The organism is Streptomyces sp. NPDC096012, assembly GCF_040426375.1.
Lineage (GTDB): Bacteria > Actinomycetota > Actinomycetes > Streptomycetales > Streptomycetaceae > Streptomyces.
This window is the reverse complement of the sequence record NZ_JBEOTD010000005.1, coordinates 90,840-109,585: the sequence shown is the minus strand read 5'-3', so window position 1 is coordinate 109,585 and position 18,746 is coordinate 90,840. Positions and strand designations below refer to the sequence as shown.

Sequence of the window (18,746 nt, the reverse complement as noted above, 5' to 3'; positions counted from 1 at the left end):
AAGTCGCTTGTGTGGGAGCACGGTTGAGTTCACGCGCCCCCTTTGAGCGCGGGTTCACGCCGGGTGCACTCCGCCCAGACCGTCTTGCCGCCCGGGTGATGGGGCTCGCAGCCCCACGCATCCGCGAGAGCCGCGACGAGGAGCAGGCCGCGGCCGGACTCGCCGTCCGTGTGGGTGTCCGGAGGCGGTGCGGGCAGACGGTCGCCCCGCGCGTCGGTGACCTCGATCCGGAGGGTGGCGGGTGTCAGGGTGAGGGTCAGACGCGCCTCCCTTCCCCGTACCCGGCCGTGCCGGGCGGCGTTCGCCGTCAGTTCCGCGATGAGGAGGGCGGCCGTGTCCGCGCTGTCCTCGTCGAGGGCGACGGTCTCCGGCCGTCCCTGCTGTGCGGCGAGCCAGCGCTCGGCGGCATGGCGTGCGGTGTGCGCACCGTGCGGGGTCGTGGGGAACAGCGTGCGGAAGAGGCCGCTGGCGACGGTCGGTTCACCGGGCGCGGTGACGGTTTCCTGATTCACATCACCGAGGGTGACGGGGGCGTCTTACCGTGTGGAGTACTCCGGTCGGTACGCAGGGTGACTGTCCCGGTGCTGACGGTGTGGTGTACGGGCGTAGGGCCGTGACGCGGACGAAGGTTCGCCGGTTCGTCCTCGGAGTGCAGAACGGGGTGGTGGTGCGGCATGACAGCGCAGCCGGGTACGGGGGTTCCCACGAGCGGCGAGGCCCACGGCACGGACGAGGTAGCGGATCTGTTCCGGGCCCTCGGCCGGCAGATCAAGGTCGCCCGGGAGCGGGCCGGACTGAGTCAGAAGGAACTGGGTGACCGGATCGGGTACGGGGAGGAGACGATCTCCTCGGTCGAGCGAGGACGGCGGACGCCCCAGCCTGAGTTGCTGGTCGCGGTGGACAGGTTGCTGGAGTGCGGGGGGCTGCTGGCCGCTGCCGGGGAGGATGTGGAGCGGGCGAAGGCACGGAGGCGGGTGCGGCATCCGGAGTGGTTCCGGGATTATGCGCGGCTGGAGGCGGAGGCGGTCGAGATCTGCTTCTACAGCACGCTGACGATGCCTGGGCTCCTGCAGACAAGAGGATACGCACAGACGGTTTTCACGGCACGGCGCCCGTTCCTGGACGAGGAGACCATCGAGCAGCGGGTAACCGCGCGACTGGACCGCCAACAGATCCTGACCTGCTGGCCTCCGCCCATGGTCACAGCCCTCATCGAGGAGTCGGTACTGCTCCGCGAGATCGGTGGCCGGGCAGTACAGCGGGAGCAGTTGCGGCACCTGCTGGAGATGGGACAGTTGCGCAATGTGGAGATCCAAGTGCTCCCTTTGAAGTGTCAGGGACACGCAGGCATGGAAGGGCCGTTCATCCTGCTCACTCCAAGAGGGAAGGCGCAAGTCGGGTACGGAGAGTTCCAAAGCGTCAACCGGCTGATCACAGATCCCGAGGAGGTCCGTATGCTGGCCGCACGCTATGGAAGCATCCGAGGGCAGGCACTCAACCCGGCTGAGTCCTCGGCCCTGATCGAGAAGCTGCTGGGAGACTGATGTACAACCAACAGCCCAACGGGCTCACCTGGTTCAAGAGCACGCACAGCGGCGGGGACGGCGGCGAATGCGTCGAGGTCGCGACCGATGGGACCGCCATCCGTGTACGGGACTCCAAGGAACTTGGCGGACCCCAGATCTCGTTCACGCCGAGTGCATGGACCGGGTTTGTCGTAGACCTCGGGCGGGATCGGATCTGACGGGCCCGCCCGAGGTCACGGCACTCAGGCCTTGTGGCGGGGGCCCTCCCCCGCCGGCGGGTCGAGTACGGTCTGGTACTCGCCGCCAGCTGCCCGGACTTCCGCCATGCGGTCGTAGACGTCGAGGATGAGGTCCTTGGTGCGATAGGTACCGCACAGGGCCTCCTCCCGCTTCCGAACCGTGGGGAACGTGTCCATCACGTACTCGACGTCTGCGCGGCTAAGCCCGTAGACATGGAAGAGGGCCGCGTCCAACTCCGCGCGGACGAGTTCACGGCGCTCGTCGTTCCATCGAAAGGGCGCACCTTCGACCCCGTGATCGTTGGCGAAGGAAGCCATGTCGCGCGATGTATAAGTCAGTTCCAACACGCGAGGCCTTAGCCAAGCCGCAAGGGATACCCCCTCCGTGGCGCTGAACGGCAACTCGGCATCCGGCAGGGGAACCGGAAACTGCATGAGGTACCCGTAGGTCATCGAGGTACCGGCGACCTTCTGCCGCACGACGTAGTCAAAGGCGTACGACGCCAGCACCCCGCTGAGGGCAGCAGCATCCGCTTCCACGAACATCAACGGGAACTTGTGGCCGACCCCGTAGGCCGGGAGCGGCGTCCCAATCATGGTTCGCGTATCGGTGGAACGGGCCACATCCCGCCACCCCATCAACCACCCGTTCCACCACTCCCGATCCGCCAGCCGCGTCTGAACCCCCGCCCACATGATCCGGTTGCCCTTCTTGTCCCGCTTACCCGAGTCCACATCGAATTCAGGCACCCAGTAACGGGGCAGCGGGGCGAAGTCCGGGTCGTCGTGCTGTTCCGGGGTCACCCGTGGGAGGGTGCCCATGTTGGCCTGGGCCTGGGTCTGGCCCTCATAGGTTCCCAGGCGGTGGTCGAAGTGGTGGAGCATCTTCGCCTCGTACAGAGGGAGGTACCGCCGCGTGTCCTCCGCCTCCGGGCGGACGAACACGTTACCGGTCAGCCGCCAGCCCTCGTCCTCCAGCTCCTCCCGGACCCGGAAGAGGTGGGAGTCGTTGGACATGTGGAACATGGTCATGAACGTCAGGCCCCACGGGTTGGTGCCGCCCCAGCCGTCCTCGCCCGGTTCCCGCATGAGTACCGGAACCCGGCGGTAGATGCCCAGGGTGATCTCGGCGTCCCGACGGGTACGGAACACCGGGAGCGTGCCCGTGTTCGGGTTGACCAGCAGGATCTCCTCCGGGGGCATGGCGAACCGCCGGCTGTCCAGGTCCTCTATGTACCGGGTGCCGAAGGCAAAAGACGCCTTGTCGACCTGGGTGCCCACGCCGGTGGCGGTGAGCAGGGAGAAACGCACTCGATGGTCCACGTCCCGGCTCAGGATGAACGACTCGTTCTCGAAGTCCAGGAACGAGGCGATCCGTGCCGTACGCACCAGGTCGGAGAAGAACGGCGCCGTCGTGGCGTCGGTCGCGATACCGGTGGGCAGGACCAGACCCAGGCGCCCGGTCGGGGCGATTCCCAAGGAGGCAGCCTCCGCGAACACCGCGTAGGTGTTGACGTCACCCCGCCCGGCCAGCGGGAAACGGCCCGAGTCGCGCAGCACATGGCTGATGCCCTCGGAGAGGCGGCGGGCGGCGATGAACTCGGCGTGCAGCGCGCGGTCCGTCTCCTCCTCGCTGTCCGCCAACGCGTCGATCATGCGCTCACGGGCCGCCTTGTTCGCGGCGTTCGCGATCTCCTCGTCCCGGGTGGCGAAGAACTCCTGCTCCTGCAGCTTGACCCGCTCCCACGGCGGATTCCCCAGCACGCATCTGAACCCGCCATGCCACCCCGTGCGCTCGTCCACGCCCGGCGCGTCCGGGTCCGCCGGGACACGGAAGACCTCGGGGAACTCCAGGTGCCAGTGGAAGAAGCGGTACTCCTCCCGCAGCCGCGCCAGCTCCTCCAGCGTGCCGTCCGGGAGGCTCGCGCCGCCGTCCTCGGAGTGGAGGGTGAGGAGGGACTTCGTGGTCAGCGCGGGCGGCGTCGCAGTCTTGGTCTTCTTCCAGACGAACGCCGCGCACCACGCGTCCGCCAGTTCCAGGGCCCGGATGTAGTCGCGGGAGGTGGTCAGCGCGCGGTACTCGCGGGCCTGGTCCTGGACGTCCTCCAGTTCCAGCGACTCGGTGCCGGTGATCGCCGACAGCTTCTGGCCGAACTCCGTGTTGGAGTCGAGAACAAGCCCTTCCTTCGAGAACAGCTCACCCTGCCTCGCGCCCATCTTCAGAGCCATCTGCCAGGCGGCACGCTCCGAGGCGTTCCGCTTCCTCAGGTCGCGGACGTGCTTGCCGTCGTCGCCCTCCAGCGGCTTGAACGCGTCGTCGGGCAGGCCGCCGGCCAGCAGCTTCGGCGTCGTGCCGAGCAGGCCGTTGCCGTGCTTGATGTGGGCGTCGAGGAAGGTGAGGGGCCGGCCCGGCTCCATGGCCTCGATCCACAGGGAGACCTTGGCCAGTTCGACGGCCATGCGGTTGAGGTCGACGCCGTAGACGCAGCGGGAGACGACGTCGCGCAGGGCGTGTCGTACGTCCTCGGCGCTGGGCTCGGGGTCGTCCTTGCGGATCTCGGCGAGGCGGCGGGCGATACGGCGGGCGGCGGCGACCAGGAAGTGCCCCGAACCGCAGGCGGGGTCGCAGACCGTGAGGGCGAGCAGGGCGTCCTCGCGCTCCTTCGGCGTCGTGCCGGAGCGGACGGCCTGGTCGATGAGCGGGTCGAGCGTGGAGTCGAGGAGGCAGTCGATGAGCGGGGACGGGGTGTAGTAGGAGCCGGAGGTCTTGCGGTCGTTGCCGTCGAGCTTGGCGAGGACGTACTTCCCGGCGTCGTCCACACGCGGTTCCAGCTCCAGCAGCGACTCGTAGACCGAGCCGAGTTCGTCCGCGCCGAGGTGGCGGTAGTCGACCTTGCGAGGTCGGCCCAGCTTGACGTCGTTGACCACGGACAAGGCCCGTACGGCCTCGTACAGGGCCTGGTTGGAGAGGCTGAGACCCTCCAGGATCTCGTCCGTCTCCGTCGGCTCGAAGAGGCCACCGAGGGCGGGTAGACCCAGTTCGGGACGGCCCCCGGGGGTGCCGAGGCCCTTGACGACCAGGTTCAGGGCGCACCACTGGTCGCCGTGGAGGGTGCCGGTGCGGCGGGCGAGGCGGCGCAGGCGGGCCGTGGAGAAGTACTTCTCATAGGTGTCCCGGGCAGTGGTCGTCGCCTCGGGGTGCAGCAGCAGGTCGCGGTCCTCGGTGACGAAGAGGAACAGCAGACGGTACGCGAGGCGGAGCAGCGCCGGGTGGAGGTGGTCGCGGACGTTCTTCTCGCGGGTGCGCAAGGCGTCACGCAAGGCCGTGTTGTCGGGGTGGGCGATGAGACCGTTGCCGATGGCGACGAGGGCCTTCTCGACGCCCTTGCGGAGTTCCTTCAGGGCGCGGGTGCCGCTGTCGATGGCCTCGGTGCGCCACTTCTCCAACGGGCAGGTCGCGGCCGGCTCACCCTCGGCGCGGGGCTCGAAGCGGGTGCGGTGCAGCAGCCGCCACAGCAGCACGAAGTCGTCGGAGCGGTCGCCCTCGAAGATCGCCTGGAGGTCGAACTCGATGAAGGCGGCGCCGGTGAGGGAGGCGGACTCGCGCAGCAGGCGCAGCTGTCGGCCGTTGGAGAGCACGCCCCACAGGGTGGAGTCCGCGGAGCGGTTGAGGTACTCCTGGACCATCGACTGCGGGATCTGCTTGGCCAGTTCCGGGGTGCGCTGATCGAGGGGGACGTTCCAGCCGGTGAGGTGCACGGGCACGTGCGCCCAGTGGTGGCTGACGTCGAAGTCCTTCTCACCGTCGCGGGAGCGCAGTCCGGGGGCGGGCACGGGGGCGAGTGCGCCGAAGCCGAGCTGTTCGAAGAGGGGCAGCAGCCAGCGTTCGGTGGTCAGACCGACCGCGTGGGCGCCGGGGTCGGCGTCAGCGCCGTCGCGGGCCAGGGCGTCCTGGTAGGCGGTCCACACGCCGCGCAGGTAGCCCCAGGAGCGTTCGGCGGCGTCCCGAACCGAGTCGCCCTTGGCGTAGAGGCGGTAGTCGGCGGGCTTGGAGCCAGTCTGCTCCTTGCCCTCCTTGATCCGTACCAGGAGGTCGTACGGGAGCAGGCCGCCGACGGTGGCGACGGTGTCGGTGACGAGGGTCCTGGCGAGGCTCATGCGTCCGCTCCCTGAATGATCGATGCGACCGGGCGGTAGTGGTAGACACCGAGGACGTCGGGGTCGCCCTGCGGAAGGACCTTCAGTCCCTGTCGGCGGGCCTGGGAAGCGGTGCGGACCCGGTGGTGGGAGTCCTCCAGCCGCTTGCCCAGTTCGGCCGACCGCAGCCGTAGTGCGGGCATCAGGACGGTGTGGAGGGCGGCGAGGATCTCCTCGATGTGCCTGACGGCGAACTTGGGGTCGGTGTTCCCGGCGGCACGAGCGTCCAGGAGGGCCAGTGCCTCGTCTTCGGGCAGCCATTCGGGGGCGGTGGCGCTGCCCTGGAAAGCGACCACCCGGGCGTCCTCGGCGAGCCGCTCGACCGTCCCGCCCTTGCGCGTCGGCAGATTTAGCTGGAAGCGGTGGCGGACCAGCAGGAGGGTGGTGGGACGGGCGACCGCCTTGGTGCGGACGACACCGCAGCGGCGGGCCGGACGCTGCTCCTGCGGAACCTTGTCGGCGTCGTCGAGGGCCGCGTCGAGCACGAACCGGGCGGTGGCGGTGACCACCGGGTCGGTGCGGGTGAGGGCGGCCTCGCCTCGCGGGGCGCTCGGGGCGTCGTGGAAGACGATCGGGCGGGGGTGGCGGGGGCCGAGCGCGGCGGAGATGGCGTCGCGCAGGCCGCGCGGGAGGGCATCGGTGTGGACGGTGAAGCCGCCCTGCTTCGTCGGGGCGGGCATGCCGCGCAGGGCCGCCAGGGCGCGGCGCGTGAAGTCGCGCACCTCCTCGCCGGTGCCGAGCGCGGCACGGATCTCGGCGACCTCGGCCGCCACCTCGTCCTTCCTGATGCGGTGCTGCGCATAGCGAGAGCGGTTGCGTTTCTCACGCTCGGCGGAGGACTGCCAGGCGATCTCGAGCTGCTCGGCGGCGGCGGCCTCCTCCTGCGGGAACAGGCCCTCCTGCTCGTAGGCCGGCTTCTCGCCACGCAGGATCAGACCCTCGAAGACGGCCTGCATGGCGCTCTCGGACTCCTGCGGCACGGGCACCGAGATGCCGGTGACGCGGCGGATGCGTTCGTGCTTGCGCAGCAGGACGTTCAGGACGATGCCGTCGACCGGGTTGTCGGCGCCGTACAGGGTGAGCGCTTTCACGACGTCGGTGCGCTGGCCGAAGCGGTCGACGCGGCCCTCGCGCTGCTCGTGCCGGGTGGGGTTCCAGGCGAGGTCGTAGTGGACGACGGCGTCGAAGGACTCCTGGAGGTTGACGCCCTCGGACAGGCAGTCGGTGGCGACCAGGACACGGCGCTCAGCCGGCGGGTTGCCGTCCTCGTCGGCGCCGGTCAGCTCGGCGATGCGGGCGACCCGCTGGTCGGGCGAGAGTTCGCCGGTGACGGATGCCACGGCGACCGGGTGCTCGGCGCCCTTCTTGTTGAGAGTCTTGGCGAGGTGCTTAGCGATGTAGTCGGCGGTCGCGATGTAGCGGCAGAAGACGATGGGCCGGTAGCCCTCGTCGAGCAGGTCGGTGACGGTGGCGATCAGCTTCTTGAGCTTGGTGTCGCGGGTGGGGCCCTCAAGACGCCTGGCCGCCTCGGCCATGGTGATCAGACGGGCCTTCTCCTCGTCGCCCTCCGTGGTGCCGGAGGCGTCGTCGGGACCGGGACCCTCGGCCGTCTCCGCCGCGGCGGGCAGCCGGGTGCCGGGCACCGCGTCGGCCGACTCCGCGCCCTCGCTGTCGGCCGGGTCGGAGACGGTGCGCTCACCGGTGCGGTCGGCCTCCTCCGGTGAGGCGGCCTCCTCGACACCGGCCCGGGTGTTCAGGGACTGCACGGCGGCGGCCGGGGAGGAGGACAGGGTGCGCAGCAAGGCGAGGGTTGACCACCAGCGCTGACGCTGCTGGAGGGCTCCGTCGGCGGCGCGGACGGTCTCGCGGGCGTACGCAAGCACCTCGTCGAGGAGCTTCTTGTAGTCGTGGTGCAGGGTGTACGGGCACTCGGCGGTGTCGCGGGAGGAGGGGAAGTGCGCGCCGTCGCCGAAGTCCTCGCGGATGTCGGCGCGGCGGCGCTGCACGAAGAACTCCGCGAGCAGCCGGCGGCCCGCCTCCGTGTCCAGGCTGACCGTGGCGAGGCGCTCGTCGAGCAGACCGAGCAGGCGGCGGAAGGGCTCCTCCTTGCCGCTGTGCGGGGTGGCGGTGACCAGCAGCAGGTGGCGGTCCGGTCGGTCGGCGAGGGCACGCAGCAGGGAGTACCGCTGCTGGGAGGTGCGGGCGGAGGCACCGATTGCGGTCTCGGCGACGCAGGAGTGCGCCTCGTCGACGATCACCAGGTCGGGGCAGTTGTTCAGGAAGTCCTCGCGGTGGCGGGGCGACTTGATGAAGTCGGTGGAGACGACGTAGGCGCCTTCGGGGCGGAACACCGAATGTCCGTACGGCGTCTCGCGCAGCAGCCTGCCGATCGTGGACGGCAACACGAGCCGGGCGTCCACGCCGAACTTGCTGTGCAGCTCGGCCCGCCACTGCTCGGCCAGGGCCGGCGAGCACAGCACGACCAGGCCGCGGGCGTCGCCTTGGGCCAGCAGCTCGGCGGCGACCAGCCCGGCCTCCACCGTCTTGCCGATACCGACGTCGTCGGCGATCAGCAGCCGGACGGTGTCCTGGCGCAGCGCCATCAGCAGCGGCACCAGCTGGTACGGGCGGGGGTCCACGGAGACCGAGGCGAGCGAGCGGAAGGGGCCCGCGCCGGAGCGGAAACCGATGCGCAGGGCGGTGCGCAGCAGCCCGGCGGCCTGCTGGTCGCCCAGGTCGGACGGGGTGGGCGGGGCGAAGGTGGCGGGGACCACCCGCTCCAGGCCGGGCAGGACACCCGCGATGTCGTCGTCGGCGCCGCCGAGGGGGCGCAGGACGAGGAGGTCCGGCGTGGAGTCCGGCAGTACGACCCACTCACGGCCCCGGGCGTGGACAAGGGAGCCGACCGCGTACTGCTGCTGGGTCGGCTGGGCGGCGGTGGTCATGGGTGCCTTCCGGGGTCGGGGCGGGCGGGCTGCGGTCGGGCCGGCGGACGGCGGGAGAAGAGGTGACGGGCGGGGCGGTTCGACGGGATCGGGCAGGCGGAGGCCGGACAGGGCGGCGCGTGCTGTGCCGCCCTGATGCACGGCAGGTGAGGTCCGCGCGGACCCCGGTGGGGCGGACCGGGTACGGATCCGCCCCACCGCAGGTCAGCGGCGAGCCTCGCCGAACACAGAAGGGTACTCGGCGACGGCCTTGGCCCAGTCGTCGTCGTACCGGATGCGGATGACCTCCCAGCCGATCTCCTTCAGCCGCTCGGCGGCTTCCTCGTCGCGCAGCGTCGTCTCTGCGTGGTCGTGGTGCGGACCGTCGACGAACACCGCGACCGGCCCGTAGCCGGTGTCGTAGACGAAGTCCGGCTTGGACAGGGCCGTGCTCACCTTCATCTGCTGGTGCTGCGGCAGATGGTGGCCGTGGGTGCGCAGGTAGGCGATGAACCGCTCCTCCAGGGAGGAGTCGGCGCCCTCGATGAGCGCGTCGGCGTGCTCGTCGCGGGTGCGGCCGACGTGGCCGCCGCCGACCGAACCGCCCTTGAGTTCCATCAGCAGGTCGCGGACCAGACGGCGGTTGATCGCCCGGTGGTGGCGCTGGTTGCCGAAGGAGAGCAGGCAGTGGTAGCAGCCCTTCTCGCAGGGGTCACCGTTGGACTTCTCGGCACCCCGGTCGCGGCCCTCCTGGTCGTAGTGCGCGATCTCCAGGGCTCGGCGGGCGGCGCGGGCCAGCGCGTCGGGCTCGGCCTGCAGCCGGCGCAGGACGCCCGCGCCGCCCTCGGCGCTCTCGATGAACAGCAGCCGCTCGCGGGGGCCGTCGTGCGGCGGCAGCTCCCAGGTGTCCAGCTCGGAGTCCTCCAGCTGGAACTCGGCCTCGATGCCCCGCTCCAGCGCGTACTGGAGGGTGATCGCGGTGTCCCGGTCGACAGGGGCGGCGAGCTGGAGCACGAGGATGTTGCGGGTGTCCTGGACGTAGGGGATGACGGGGATCTTGCGCTGCACCTTGTCGGCGTCGGCCAGGCCCTCCTGCTCCTCCGGGGTCTCCCGGCCGGCTGTGCCCGTGTCCTTGGCGCCGGTGGAGCCGGCCAGCCACTCCCCCGTGACCGGGTCGATCCAGAAGCCGATCTCGCCCTTGGCGACCGAGCGGCGGTAGCCGAGGTTGGTGAGCCGGACCGTGGCGCTGTCGCCGTAGGCGAGGTGGGCGAGAAGCCGGCCGGCCGCGGTCTTGGCTTCGGCCCGCAGGGAGCCGTCGCGGCCGTCCTCGTGCTTCTTGAACCGGTAGGAGATCTCCACGGCGTAGCCGGTGCGCTGGCGCTCCTCCTCGTCGGAGGAGATCCGGTCGCGGCGCTGGGTGAACACCGTGTGCAGCTGCAGGAGACCGGTGCGGGAGTCGCCGAGCGTGCCCCGGCAGCCGGGGCAGGTGTCCTCGCGCTGGTCCTCCGGCGACAGGTAGCCACAGCTCTGGCACACCTTGGCGCTGTCGGTGGTCAGCTCGCCGGAGCTGTCCGGGGGCAGCTGGACCCGATTCACCTTGAAGCGGCTGCCCTCGTGGTAGATCAGTGCGCCGGGGCCGAATTCGCGGATCGCGATGAAACGGGACCGCTGGAGGTAGTCACCGTCGTAGCCACGGCTGGTGCGCCCGGTGCCGGGGATGTACGCGGCCAGCGGCAGCCTGGGGAAGGAGTAGCCGGGCAGGAAGCCCTCGGAGGCGAAGTAGCGGTACGGGTAGAAGTCGGACAGTACCGTGCGCTCGCCGCCCTGGCGGTTCTCCAGGAGCGCGATCTGGTTCTCCGCCTGGGCGCGGCGGCGTACGGCCTGCTGCTGGGAGCGGCCGGTCGCCGTACGGTTGCGGATGTTGTCGTGCTGGAGCTCACGCTCCTCCAGCGCCTTCTGGTACAGGGTGCGCCAGCGGCCGCAGGCGCGGTCGAAGGCGCCCGGAGCGCCACTGACGGTGTCCTCCAGCCACCGCTCGTGCCACCACGAGGTGTCCCGCAGTGTGTCGGCGCAGCCGGCAAGGACGGTACGGGCACGGCCCAGGGCTCGTGCTTGCGCCCTCTTGTTGGCGATCTGCTCGCGCACCTCGGGCAGCAGGGCCAGGGAGGGGGTCTTCCCGTCCGCGTCGATGATCTTCGTCATGGAGCGACCCAGTTCCAGGCCGGTCTCGGCGAGCCAGATGGCGTGCACGTGCGAGGCGAGCAGGTCCTCGTTGGCCAGGTCCAGGCGCGGCGGGGCGACGGTGCCGGCGACCATCTGGTCGGAGCGGGTGAAGTAGTACTGGTCGTGGCTGTTGCCGGTGGCGCAATACGTGGTGACCAGCGCAGGCTGACCGGAGCGGCCGGCACGGCCCGAACGCTGGGCGTAGTTGGCAGGGGTCGGCGGTACGTTGCGCAGGTTGACCGAGTTGAGGCTGGCGATGTCGACGCCCAGTTCCATCGTCGGCGAGCAGTACAGCACGGGCAGCGGGGCTCCCTTGCTGAACAGGCGTTCCCGCTCCTCGCGGATGTCGGGGTGGACCTGGGCGGTGTGTTCGGCCGCGTGCAGGCCGGCGAAGGTACTGGCGACGTCCTTGTAGAGGCCCTTGAAGAAGGCGTTGACGCGGGGTCCCCGTCCGGTGCGGTAGGTGCGGCGGAGCCGGTCCACCGTGCCGTGGTCGTCGTCGCGGGCGTGCCAGCGGATCACCGTGTGGTTGATCCGGTAACCGGGCTCCTCGTTCCGGCCCTGCGTGACGCGGGTGAGGACACCGCCGTCGGCGAGGACGTCGAGCAGGTCGGTGATGACGTCCTGGGCGTCGGCGAGGGAGAGGTCGTGCCGCCAGTCGGGGAAGGTCCCCGGCTTGCGCACGAAGCGGCCGAAGGCACCCCGGCCGGTGAGGTTCTTCTCGCTGCGGCTGCGGCCCGGCCGCCCCGCACGCGGCAGGGCGATGGTCGGAGCGGGGGGAGCGGCCTCGGTGTCAGCGATCCCCCAGGCGTCGTTGAGCTTCGCCGACTCCTTGCGCAGCTCGTTGAACTTGGCCTCGGTGAAGTACGGCGTGTCGACGGCCCGCTGGCGGCGCAGCTCGTCCATGAGGACCCGGGCGAGGTCAAGGCGGGTGGCGGGGGTGGCGGTGCGCAGCGGGCCCGCGGCCCGCTGCCAGCGCTCCTCATCCTCGGCGATCTCGTCGAGACCGGCGTACTCCAGGCCGAGGAGGCCGGTCTGCTCCAGGTTGGGCATGGTGACCCGCCAGCCGCGCTCCAGGTCCAGGAAGAGCCGGTACTCGGCGATCTGGGCCAGCGCGTCCCGGGTTTCCTCGGCGAGCGCCGTCACCTCGGTGGGGTTGTTGGCGTACTCGTGCGAGGCCAGTCCCATGGCCTCCACGACCTCCTCGCCGAGCCGCTTCCAGCGCAGCCCCTTCTTCCCCGCCTCCTGCATGGCGCGGTACAGCGCACCACGCAGCTGGGTGACCATCACGAAGTCGTTGAAGTGCCCGGACTGCAGGCTGGCGTCCTGCCGGTTGTCGACGAAGGTGAGCAACTTGCGCGCATCCTTGCCGAGTTCTTTCTCGGGAAGCCCCTTGAGGTGACGCACGATGGAGGCGCTGACGACGGACGTGGCCGTGGAGCGGCCCTCCTGGTCGAGCGTCATCAGCTTGGCGAAGTCACGCTCCCGCACCTCCTCGTAGCTGACCCCGCACTCCAGGCAGAACAGGAACGGGGCGGGCAGATAGGCCGCGTACAGGCCGTCCTTGTGGCCCTTGTCCACGGTTTCGCCGTCGGGCCGCACCCACACCGGCTGGGGCGCGCGCTTTCTGCGGCTCGCGTTGAGGACAGTCGTTGCTTTCTTCGGGTCGAGGGTGAGCCAGCTGTCGGGGAAGCGGCGCTGCTCGACGGCGTCGCCCAGATGCTCGGGCCAGGGGTTGGTGGCGGAGACGTAGAGGTATCCCTGGTCGTCGTCCTCGTCTTCGCGAGTGCGGAAGGCCACCGTGCCGTCGTCGCGTTGGTCCCGGGCAACGGTCAGGTATTCCTGGCCGCATTCGCGGCAGAAGGACAGCGGGAGGAGCAGCTTCTCCGGTTGCCCGGGCACCCGCTGCTGGTAGGTGCGGGTGATGTAGCGGCTCTCGGCCGGCTCCAGGGACACGTACGCCGAGCCGCCCTTGGAGAGGAACTGGTGCAGCCGGAAGGCGAACAGGGGCCGGTCGGTCTCAGGGTCACGGGCCTGCGAGCCGGCCTGCAGGGTGGCGCGGATGGCATTCATGCAGGCCGTGTACGGCTCGTCGTCGGGCGCCTTCTTCGGGATGTCGAAGGCCTTTTCGCGCAGGGCGCGGGCGGCGAGTTCCACGGTGACGGGATCGGCCCGGACGAGCAGTTCCGTGCCGTCTTCGTCGGTGACCTTGGTAAGTCCGAACGTGGTCTCGATCCAGCGGGCCAGCGGGTCGGCGGCGAGTGCCGCGTACTCCTGTGGTGGGTTGTTCTCCCTTACACGCGCGGCGAGTTCGGCGGAGGTGGGAGTGGCGTCGCCGGTCGCCCGGACCAGCGTCTCGCCCACCACCCGCTCCGGGAGGATCTCCGTGTCGAACAACGTGGAGGCGACATCGGCGACGGCACGGCGGCGGGCGGCCGGGGTGCCGTCGGTGGCCATGGTGGCAGACGTGCCGACGCACTGGAGGTCGGGCGACTCGCACGCCTCACGCACGCGCCGCACCAGCACGGCGACATCAGCACCCTGCCGACCGCGGTAAGTGTGCAACTCGTCGAGGACGAGGAAGCGCAGGCCCTTGGCCCGGCTGATGAGGCGCTTGCGCTCCTCGGGCCGGGTGAGCATCAGTTCCAGCATCACGTAGTTGGTGAGCAGGATGTCCGGCGGGTTGTCGAGCACCGCGTCCTTGTCGGCCTGCTTCTCCTGGCCGGTGTAACGGGCGTACGTCACCGGCTCCTCACCTTCGCCGTAGCCGGCGGTGAGGAACTTCTTCAGCTCGCCCATCTGACTGTTGGCCAGGGCGTTCATCGGGTAGACGATGATTGCCTTGACACCGGGGGGCGCTCCGGCGTCCTTATCGCGCAGGACGCGGTCGACGATGGGCACGATGTAGCCAAGGCTCTTGCCGGAGCCGGTGCCGGTGGTCAGGACGTAGGACTGCCGGGAGGCGGCGGCCTCGATGGCGTCGTATTGGTGGCGGTGGAAGGTGATGGGGCGGACGGTCGCGTCCGGCTTGTCCTTGCCGACGCGGAAGATGCGCTTGCACTCGGGGTGCAGCAGGCCCAGGTCGTCGGCGAGGCGGTCGACGGTGCCGCCCCGCTCGAAGCTCGGGTTCAGGGAGAGCCAGGGATCGGGCCACTGATCGCCGTCGGCGAGGGACTTGGAGACCTTCTCACCGATGCGCGGATCGTCGATCACTACCGACCCGGACGTGTACTCCTTGTAGTCCTGGATAAGTCGGCGGTGCACCCCGAAGACGTCCACATGTTCCTCACTTTTTCCCGACGCGATCCACACGTCACCGTAACGGGTGAAGGCATGAGCGGGCCCACCCCTCCCTCAATTGCATTGAATCAGTTGAGTGTGAACACAGTCAACGTATGCAGCATTCTCGGTCGATGCGCGGCAGACGCTCTCATGCCACACTTCCCCTCGACGACCGCCCGGGGTAAAGGGCCTCAGGGCGCCGGAGGGGACGGGGCCGCACCGCGCATGAACACGGGATCGCTGATCGCCGGCAGATACCGGATCAAGAACCTCATCGGCCGGGGCGGCATGGGCGTCGTCTGGCTCGCGCATGACGAGAACCTCGGCCGCGACGTGGCGCTGAAGACCATGAACGTCGATCCGGCCCTCACCGACGAGCAACGGGCCCGGGACGCCGAGCGGTTCCGCCGCGAGGCCCAGGCCGTCGCCCGGCTCGACCACCCCGGGTTGGCGACCGTCTACGACCTCGGCGAGGAGAACGGCGCCCGTTTTCTCGTGATGCAGTACGTGCTCGGGCCGGCGCTGGACGACCGCATCGCCGAAGAAGGCTCTCTCTCCGTCGAGGAGACCGCCTCGATCGGCGTGCAGATCGCCTCCGTCCTCGGCTCCGTGCATGCCCGCGACGTCGTACACCGGGACCTCAAGGGCAGCAACGTTGTCATCCGCACGGACGGGGTGGTGAAGGTCCTGGACTTCGGTGTCGCCGCCTTCCTCGATCCGGACTCGACATCTCTCACAACGACCGGTGAACGCCCCGGAAGCCTGGAGTGCATGGCGCCGGAGCAGATCAGGGGCCAGCCGGTAGACGCGCGTACGGACCTGTACGCACTCGGCTGCCTGCTCTACGCGATGCTGACGGGCGAGCCGGTCTTCGCCCACGAGTCGGAACTGATGCTGCCCGGCATGATCCTGGAGAAGCCGCCCGTGCCGCTCCGGGAGCTGCGCGGCGGGATTCCCACCGCGCTTGAGACACTCGTGCTTCAGTTGCTGGCCAAGGAACCCGACGAACGGCCCGTCCACGCGGGCGAGGTGTGGCGGCGCCTCGCCGCGTGGTTACCGGCGCGTCGCGCGCCCGAAGAAGCGCTGGTGCCGTGGGCGGAGGTGGACCCGCTGCGGCCCTTCACCCACCCGATGGGTCCGGACGCGCGGCCGGTGCGGGCCTGGGCGCGGGCGGTCGGCCGAGCAAGGCGCGGGCCGGCACGCTGACTGTGCGCGAAGGCCGGCCGGACCGCGCACTCTCGCCGACGGCGTCCGGTCAGAAACCGAACAGCGCCAATTGCTCCTCGCCGTCGACGGATTCGGGCAGCTCCGGTTCGAGCGTGAGACCCGCTGACGCGGTCGTGGCCGGATCGGGATCCGCCACGGCGTCCGAGTTCTCCTCCTCCGGCGGAACGGCCGGAACCTGTGCGCCGTCCGCCAGGGCTTCCACTCCGTCCACCGAGTCGGCTCCTTCTTCGGGCCGCGTGGGCAAGACGTATTGCTGCCCCAGGCCCGCCAGGTGCAGGGGCAGCGGCAGAGCGAGCGCCTGGGGGTAGTCGGGGGGCTGGCGCAGCAGGTGGGCGGCGAGGGCAAGGGCCTGCGGGTCGTCGCCGTCTTCGGTGTGGCAGCCGAGGACGGCCAGTTCGACCAGGGCCGGCATCCAGCCCACCACCCCCGTGTCAATGGTCGGCTCTCCCTTGCGCCTGCCCATTCGGATGGGGCGTGGCGCCAGTTTGTCCGCCTCCACCGCCGAGGTACTGAACTGAACCGGTTTGGGGGTGGTGCTGTAGAAGACCCGCCCCGTTCCGTCCCCTTCCGGAATCCACAGGTGCGCTGCGATGCCGTTGGGGCCGTCCTTGGGGTTCACCCCCCACCACTGGGCGGTCTCCCGGCCCTTGCCCGTACGCACGCGCACCAGTCGCAGGTCAGGAGCGAGCCGCCGAGCCTCGGCGTGGCCGTCGCGGATGCGATCCGGCTCCGTACGGCCGTCCTGGAGCCAGGTCCAGTGCGACCGGGCGTTCTGCGCATCGACCAGCAGCATCGTGGGCCGGCGGCGCAGCGACGCACGTACCTTCTGCAACCACTCCTCTGCGACGCGCCGCTGCTCCTCGCGGTCGGCCCGCCAGCCGCGGCGGCACCCGGCGGGCACCGCCTCGCCCTCCGCGCGCGGAGCCGGCACAGGCGACCGCACCTCGGCGAGACGGGTGAGCCTGAGCAGCATGACCGGGTACGGAACCCACGCCCCGGCGCCGTCGTCGGCATCCGGGTCCCAGCCCTGTACCCGGGCCAGACCGCTGCCAGGTGCCTGCGGGGTGACCAGGACGGCGACCGGGGCATCGGCGGCCCAGCGGTTGCGTGCGGTGTGGTTCTTGCGGACCATCCAGACCGCGGCGTAGCGCATCCCCTGCGGAACACCGCGCTCGATTCCGTGCTCGGGATGGACCCGGGCCCCCAGCTGCCGCAGTCCGTCGTCCCAGGCCATGAGGGCCCGGTGATCCATGTTGCCCAGGGAGTTGTATCCCTTGGTCTTCTTGGGCAGCGCCACGAACTGGGTGACGAAGCCGGCGTCGGCGCAGCCGAGCCGCAGGGCGAACTTGGGATCGTGGTCGCGCGACGCGAAATCGGCGGGACGGTCGATCTCGACCAGGGCCAGCGCGGGGGCGTCGCCGGTGCGGTCCCCGGCCAGCCACTCCGCCGTCTCTGCTCGGCGTTCCGCCACTGCCGCGGTGACCGCGTCCCGGGTACGGCGCACGCCCTCCGGGAGGTCGAGACCCGCGGTCAGTGCGCGACCGGTGCCGTCGCCATGGCGCACGACGGGCCGCAGGCACCGCACGCGGACGGTGAGTTCCGGCGCCTGCCACTCGTGCATCACCGGGTGGCCCGGGCCGCCGGCGTCGTACTCCTGCTCGGTGAAGGATCCGCCGTCGCCCCTGAGGCCGAGCCGTGTGGCGAGCGCGGCGAGGGCCGCGTCCCGCATCGCGGCCGACTGCCACAGCAGCCGCGCCTCCAGCACCGGCCGGCCGTCACCGGTCCGTGCGGCACCGAGTTCCCGGACGGCAAACGCCACCGCCGCCCGCCGTTCGGCACTGCGACGGTTCTCCTGCTCTTCCCGCTCTGCCTTGGGAACGCTGGCGGGCGGAGCATTGAGCGGTTTGGCCCCGGCGAGCGCGGTGTGCGTGAGGTCCGGTGCCCTGCGCAGCTCGGCGGGCAGAGCCCCCTCCGCCCAGGCCGACAGCTCCGAGCACTGGTTCGGCATCAGACCGGCCCTGACCTCGTGGCTTCCCATCGCGGTGCGGTACACGATCCCGGCCCGTGCGTCGCGCCGCAGCCAGTCCTCCGGCTCCGTCAGGATGGCGTCGGCGTCGGGGAACGGTTCGCCGAGGGAAACGTCCTGCAGCAGCCGGGCCGGGCCGCCGAAGGCCCAGCCGTCGGCGAACTCGCCGCGCTCGTTGTCCCAACGGCGTTCCAGCTGGGCGACGGCATACCGCTCACTGAGGGGCACACCGGGCAGTACCGGCACCCGGGGACGCAGCAGCACCGTGGTCCGGCTGCCGTAGGGCAGTCGCACCCGTCCCGTCGCGGGCGACGTGCGGGTCGCCCAGCGGCGGACGGACCAGTGAAGGTGGAAACGGGGCAGGGCGTCGAACGGCACGGTGTGCAGGGTGATGTTGAGGACGACGGAGAACCACCAGGTCCCCTTGCCGGGCGACGGCTCATACGGCAGTGGCTGTGAAACCAGCTCCGCGCCTTGGTCCCTGGGGCCGCGCGGCATGGCGCGGAAGTGAAGTCGGCCGCCCTCGTACGGGTACGGTCCCAGCGCCAGGACACGGCGGGCCAGCCAGTCCGTGGTGAGCGTGAACTGGTGGGAGGCGGGCGCGGCGGTGCCGCCCCGGCTACGGCCGCAGGCCAGCAGTTCGCGTTCGACGGGTTCCCACTCGGGCGGGTGTTCGGCGAGCTGGGCACGGACGTCCTTGAGCAGGGGCCGGTGCTCCGGTTCGGGTCGCAGATCACCCAGCCAGCGGTTGAGCAGCGGGGTAAGGACGTGCGGGGGCAGCGGGTCGGGGGCGTCCGCCGAGACGTACAGCCAGCCCTCCGGTTCCGTTCCTCGCTCATGGAAGGGCGGGCGGGGCATGGCGAGGACGTCCGGGGCGAACGCCTGCAGAACCTGTTCCAGGCGGCGGGTGGGTACGGTCCGGTACGGCTCCGCCTGCGGGTCACGGCCGGCGTTGCACAGGGCTAGGATCGCGTCCCGCCACTGTTCAGGAAAGGGCAGGGCACGGTAGCACCCGGTAACGGTGGTCGAGGGGTTGACGGGGACCCAGGCGGCGGTGCGGACAGTACGGTAGTTCACGGGCATGGTGGAGCTTCCTCCGGAG

At 70.5% G+C, this 18,746-nt stretch carries 8 protein-coding genes; 3 read left to right on the top strand and 5 right to left on the bottom strand.

Annotated elements, in window-relative coordinates; translation table 11 throughout:
* Positions 1-29 precede the first annotated feature (29 nt).
* Positions 30-512, bottom strand: coding sequence for an ATP-binding protein (locus ABVB68_RS07675; protein WP_353600121.1), 483 nt, complete (start codon positions 510-512; stop codon positions 30-32).
* Between the two features lie 162 nt (positions 513-674).
* On the opposite strand from ABVB68_RS07675, the gene ABVB68_RS07670 reads away from it, so the two are divergent.
* Positions 675-1,544, top strand: a complete 870-nt coding sequence (locus ABVB68_RS07670; RefSeq protein WP_353600120.1) for a helix-turn-helix domain-containing protein — start codon at positions 675-677, stop codon at positions 1,542-1,544.
* Complete coding sequence (locus tag ABVB68_RS07665; protein WP_353600119.1) at positions 1,544-1,744, top strand: DUF397 domain-containing protein; 201 nt, start codon at positions 1,544-1,546, stop codon at positions 1,742-1,744. Before ABVB68_RS07670 ends, ABVB68_RS07665 begins: the two co-directional genes overlap by 1 nt.
* A 24-nt stretch (positions 1,745-1,768) precedes the next feature.
* Here the strand turns inward: ABVB68_RS07665 and ABVB68_RS07660 are convergent, their stop codons facing one another.
* From ABVB68_RS07660 to ABVB68_RS07650, 3 genes are all read right to left on the bottom strand, one after another.
* Positions 1,769-5,923, bottom strand: a complete 4,155-nt coding sequence (locus ABVB68_RS07660; protein WP_353600118.1) for an Eco57I restriction-modification methylase domain-containing protein — start codon at positions 5,921-5,923, stop codon at positions 1,769-1,771.
* Positions 5,920-8,907 (bottom strand): DUF8741 domain-containing protein, encoded by a 2,988-nt coding sequence (locus ABVB68_RS07655; RefSeq protein ID WP_353600117.1) that lies wholly within the window; start codon positions 8,905-8,907, stop codon positions 5,920-5,922. Before ABVB68_RS07655 ends, ABVB68_RS07660 begins: the two co-directional genes overlap by 4 nt.
* 204 nt (positions 8,908-9,111) lie before the next feature.
* Complete coding sequence (locus ABVB68_RS07650; RefSeq protein WP_353600116.1) at positions 9,112-14,388, bottom strand: DEAD/DEAH box helicase; 5,277 nt, start codon at positions 14,386-14,388, stop codon at positions 9,112-9,114.
* 228 nt (positions 14,389-14,616) lie between these two features.
* Here ABVB68_RS07650 and ABVB68_RS07645 point away from each other — a divergent pair, with 228 nt between their 5' ends.
* A complete protein-coding gene (locus ABVB68_RS07645; RefSeq protein WP_353600115.1) occupies positions 14,617-15,597 on the top strand; it encodes a serine/threonine-protein kinase in 981 nt (326 codons plus the stop codon).
* A gap of 49 nt (positions 15,598-15,646) precedes the next feature.
* Here ABVB68_RS07645 and ABVB68_RS07640 read toward each other — a convergent pair whose 3' ends face one another.
* On the bottom strand, positions 15,647-18,727 hold the full coding sequence (locus ABVB68_RS07640) for a pPIWI_RE module domain-containing protein (protein WP_353600114.1): 3,081 nt from the start codon (positions 18,725-18,727) through the stop codon (positions 15,647-15,649).
* Positions 18,728-18,746: the final 19 nt, after the last annotated feature.